The 4,415-nt window shown below is 72.6% G+C and carries 5 protein-coding genes; 3 read left to right on the top strand and 2 right to left on the bottom strand.

The annotated features are described in order from the left end of the window. The coding region (locus G3I40_RS36065; RefSeq protein ID WP_275410290.1) for an FGGY family carbohydrate kinase at nt 1-858 on the bottom strand (858 nt) is incomplete at its 3' end. A gap of 141 nt (nt 859-999) precedes the next feature. Between G3I40_RS36065 and xylA the strand changes: the two genes are divergently transcribed. From xylA to G3I40_RS36080, 3 genes are all read left to right on the top strand, one after another. Then, complete coding sequence (gene xylA / locus G3I40_RS36070) at nt 1,000-2,166, top strand: xylose isomerase (protein WP_164559052.1); 1,167 nt, start codon at nt 1,000-1,002, stop codon at nt 2,164-2,166. Between the two features lie 77 nt (nt 2,167-2,243). After that, nucleotides 2,244-2,654: a hypothetical protein gene (locus tag G3I40_RS36075; protein ID WP_164559053.1), complete on the top strand. Its 411-nt coding sequence runs from the start codon at nt 2,244-2,246 to the stop codon at nt 2,652-2,654. A gap of 15 nt (nt 2,655-2,669) precedes the next feature. Continuing rightward, a complete protein-coding gene (locus tag G3I40_RS36080; protein WP_164559054.1) occupies nt 2,670-3,131 on the top strand; it encodes a VOC family protein in 462 nt (153 codons plus the stop codon). Between the two features lie 21 nt (nt 3,132-3,152). Here G3I40_RS36080 and G3I40_RS36085 read toward each other — a convergent pair. Further along, the coding region (locus G3I40_RS36085; protein ID WP_164559055.1) for an esterase-like activity of phytase family protein at nt 3,153-4,415 on the bottom strand (1,263 nt) is incomplete at its 5' end.

Genomic DNA, 4,415 nt, shown 5'->3' on the forward strand with positions numbered 1-4,415 from the left:
TGCGTCCGCGAACCCGGCGACGGTGCCGCTCGGGTCCGTGGGCCGCCGCCGGGACACCGCGTACACCGTGCCCGAGGTGCCGAGGCTGAGCACGGGGGTGCCGGGCAGCAGGCCGAGGCCGAGCGCGGCCGCGGCGTTGTCACCCGTGCCCGCGGCCACCAACGTGCCCTTGGCGAAGGGGAGTTCACCGGAGGCGTCGCGTACCGTCCCCGCGATCTCGCCGGGCCCCACCACCCTCGGCAGCAGCGCGGGGTCGAGCCCCACCCGCCCGAGCACGTCCTCGTCGTAGGCCTCGGTCGCCGACGCCCACCATCCGGTGCCGGAGGCGTCGCCGCGGTCCGTCGTGGCCGCGCCCGTCAGCCGCCCGGTGAGGTAGTCGTGCGGCAGCCGTACGGAGGCGGTCGCGCGCGCCGCCTGCGGTTCGTGCTCGGCGAGCCACGCCCACTTCGACACGGTGAACGAGGCGCCGGGCACGCTGCCGAACCGGTCGGCCCACACCTTCGCCCCGCCCAGCTCGTCGATCAGGCGGCGGGCCTGCGGTGCGGAGCGCACGTCGTTCCACAGCAGCGCCGGACGCACCGGGCGGCCCTGTGCGTCGAGCGTGACCAGGCCGTGCTGCTGCCCGCCGACCGCGACGGCCGATGCCCGGCGGGCCGCGTCCCCGCACTGGGCGAGCGCCGTGCGCAGTGCGTCGTACCACTCCTCGGGGTCGCTCTCGCGGCCCGCGCCCGACGTCACGGTGTGCGGTGCCTGGCCGGCGGCCACGACCGCGCCCGTGGCGACGTCGACGACCAGGGCCTTCGTGGACTGCGTGGAACTGTCGACCCCGACAACGAGGGGACCATCGGCAGCGGACATGCGGCTCTCCTGAATTCGGTACCGGAGGTGGACGGCTCTTCCCAGCGGCGTGTCCGCATACTAATTTGTAAACCGCCATGACGAAATAGGCGTGCGGTGCGATGTGCCCGTGCCGCCCGCGAACGGCGAGGGAGCCGCAAGATGACGTACCAGCCCACCCCCGAGGACAAGTTCAGCTTCGGCCTGTGGACCGTCGGCTGGCAGGGCGTCGACCCGTTCGGCGTCGCCACCCGGCCCGCGCTCGACCCGGTCGAGTCCGTGCAGAAGCTGGCGGAGCTCGGCGCCTACGGCGTCACGTTCCACGACGACGACCTCATCCCGTTCGGCGCCTCCGAGGCCGAGCGCGAGTCCCACATCAAGCGCTTCCGGCAGGCCCTGGACGCCACCGGCATCGTCGTCCCGATGGCCACCACGAACCTCTTCACGCACCCCGTCTTCAAGGACGGCGGCTTCACCGCCAACGACCGCGACGTACGCCGCTTCGCGCTGCGCAAGACCATCCGCAACATCGACCTCGCCGCCGAGCTGGGCGCGAAGACGTACGTCGCCTGGGGCGGCCGCGAGGGCGCGGAGTCCGGCGGGGCCAAGGACGTCCGCGACGCGCTCGACCGCATGAAGGAGGCGTTCGACCTCCTTGGGGAGTACGTGGTCGAGCAGGGCTACGACCTCAGGTTCGCCATCGAGCCGAAGCCGAACGAGCCGCGCGGCGACATCCTCCTGCCCACCATCGGCCACGCGCTGGCGTTCATCGAGCGCCTGGAGCGCCCCGAGATGTACGGCGTGAACCCCGAGGTCGGCCACGAGCAGATGGCGGGCCTGAACTTCCCGCACGGCATCGCCCAGGCGATGTGGGCGGGCAAGCTGTTCCACCTCGACCTCAACGGCCAGCACGGCACCCGCTACGACCAGGACCTGCGCTTCGGCGCCGGTGACCTGCGCGCCGCCTTCTGGCTCGTCGACCTGCTGGAGCGCGGCGGATACGAGGGCCCGCGGCACTTCGACTTCAAGCCGCCGCGGACCGAGGACTTCGACGGCGTGTGGGCGTCGGCCGCGGGCTGCATGCGCAACTACCTGATCCTCAAGGAGCGCACGGCCGCCTTCCGCGCCGACCCAGAGGTGCAGGAGGCGCTGCGCGCGTCCCGTCTGGACGAGCTGGCGCAGCCGACCGCGGCGGAAGGCCTCGCCGGACTCCTCGCGGACAAGGGCGCCTTCGAGGAGTTCGACGTCGAGGCGGCCGCCGAGCGCGGCATGGCCTTCGAGCGCCTGGACCAGCTGGCGATGGACCACCTGCTGGCCGCGCGCGACTGACCCGGACGGGACGCGGCGGGTACCAACTTGTGCCGAGGGGTCGCGCTTTGACCTCGTGAGCGAGGACTCTGGCGGGTATGTCCGTGCCCCCGCCCCCGCCGCAACCACCGGGGCCGCCCGGCGACCGGCCGCCGCCGGGCGGCTCCTTCGGCCCGCCGCCCGCAGGCTCCTTCGGCGCGCCGCCGCCCGAGGGGCCACGCACCGGGCGGCGTCCGTACCTCCTGATCGCGGTGCTCGTCGCCCTCGTGGTGATCGTCGGCGCCGTCGTGCTGGTGGCGACGCGCGATGCGGGCGACGACGACAAACCCGCCCCCGACAGAACAGGCCAACGGGGCACGCCGTCCCCGTCGTTGGGCATCCCCAGCGAACTGCCGAGCGGGCTCCCCAGCGAGCTCCCGAGCAACCTGCCCTCGAAGATCCCGACCGCACTGCCCAGCGACCTGCCCAGCGGGCTGCTGCCGAGCGACGTGGAGAGCCTGTTGCCCTGAGGTCATGATGGGGACATGACTGCCTTCTACCACGTGTGCTTCGCCGTCCCCGAGATCGAACCGGCGATGAGGGACCTGCGGCGGTCCGCAGGCGTCACCTGGAGCGACCCGGTGTCCGACCGGCTCGGGGAGTGGGACTACCGGATCGCCTTCACCCGGGGCGGACCGCCGTTCATCGAGCTGATCGAGGGCGTGCCGGGCAGCCCCTGGGACGCCTCCGAAGGGCCCCGCTTCGACCACCTCGGCTTCTGGTCCACCGATGTCGAACGGGGTTCACGCCGACTGGCCGGGGAGGGCCTCCCCGTGGACTTCTCGGGCTGCCCGTACGGCCGTCCCTTCGCCTACCACCGCGTCGACAGCATCGGCGCGCGCGTCGAACTGGTCGACCTCGCCCGGCAGCCCGCGTTCCTCAGCAGCTGGCATCCCGGCGGGGAGCCGATGCCGGCCATCGAGGAGACGGCCGGCGAACGGCCCTGACGAGGCGCCCCGGGCGCCTCGTCAGAGGGCGCCCTTGGGCAGCTTCACGTACGTCACGCGCGTCTCGATGCCGCTGTCCACGAGCCGTCCCTGCGCGTCGAACGCGCCGTCTCCGTCCGTCATCCCGAAGTCGTTGTCGTTGATCAGGGCGAGCGTGCCGTGCCCGGCGAGCGCCACGCCCTCGATCTTGTCCTGCACCCCGTCGACCGTGTTCAGGTCGACCACGAGCCGCTTGCCGAGCACCGGCACCCCGGCGGCGGACGGGTCCTCGAGCTGCTCCAGCGAGGGCGACGTGGTGGCGTCGTCCCACTGGTCGCCCAGGATGTTCGCGCGGCGCGTCAGACGCACCTCCTGCAGGCGGGCGGCCTTGTCCGTGCGCTCCTCCACGAGAAGCCGGTCGCCGCCGAGCGCCACCACGGACGAGATCTTCAGCTCGGAGGTGTCGTCCTCACCCGGGTCGATCTCGCCGACCGGGTCGAAGCGGTACGCGTATTCGGCGGTGACCGCCTTCTTCTTGGTCGAGAACCGGATGAGCCGGGTGTTCAGGGACGCGTCCCCGGCGTCCCCGTCGGGCAGGGACAGCGGGCTCTGCACCGCCAGCACCAGGTCGCCGCCCGGGAGTTGGGCGAGCCCCTCGAAACCGCGGTTGATCTTGCGGTGCAGCAGGACCGACGGCAGCGACTCGACGACCGGGTAGCCGGCGCCCTTCAGGTGCAGCCCCTTCGGCACGTGCCGCGCGAGGACCTTGCCGTGCGCCGAGACGTGCACGAGCGAGGGCCCGTACTCGTCGACGAGCCAGAACGTACCGTCGGCCGCCCGCACGATGCCCTCGGTGTCCAGGCCGTTCGGGTCGTAGGAGAGCGGGTTCTTCGCGTCGTACGTGTACGGCTTCTCGTCCCGGCTCTCCTGGTTCGACAGACCGGTGACCGGCTTGCCGGACGACGTCGTCAGCGGGATCGCCTGCAGCACCTTCACCCGGTTCCCGGTGACCCGGATCTTCACGATCGCCGGGTCGAAGCCGGGCACGGGGAACGTGCGGCGCTTGGTGCCGTCGACCTTGATCTGCCCGTTCGGGCCGCGGTCGGTCACGGTCCAGTACTCGCCCTTGCGGCCCGCCGGGTAGATGTCGGAGCCGATGCCGCCGAGGTCGACGCCGCGGTCGTTCGCGACGGTACCCGGGAGCAGGCTGTTGCTGAACGCGGCCAGGGGCACGTCGCCGAGCGTGGCGCTGCCCGTGACCTCGGCCGCGCCCTTGCCGGTCGGCGCGCCGGTGGCGGTCCCGGC

This window comes from Streptomyces sp. SID14478 (genome assembly GCF_010548525.1).
Lineage (GTDB): Bacteria > Actinomycetota > Actinomycetes > Streptomycetales > Streptomycetaceae > Streptomyces.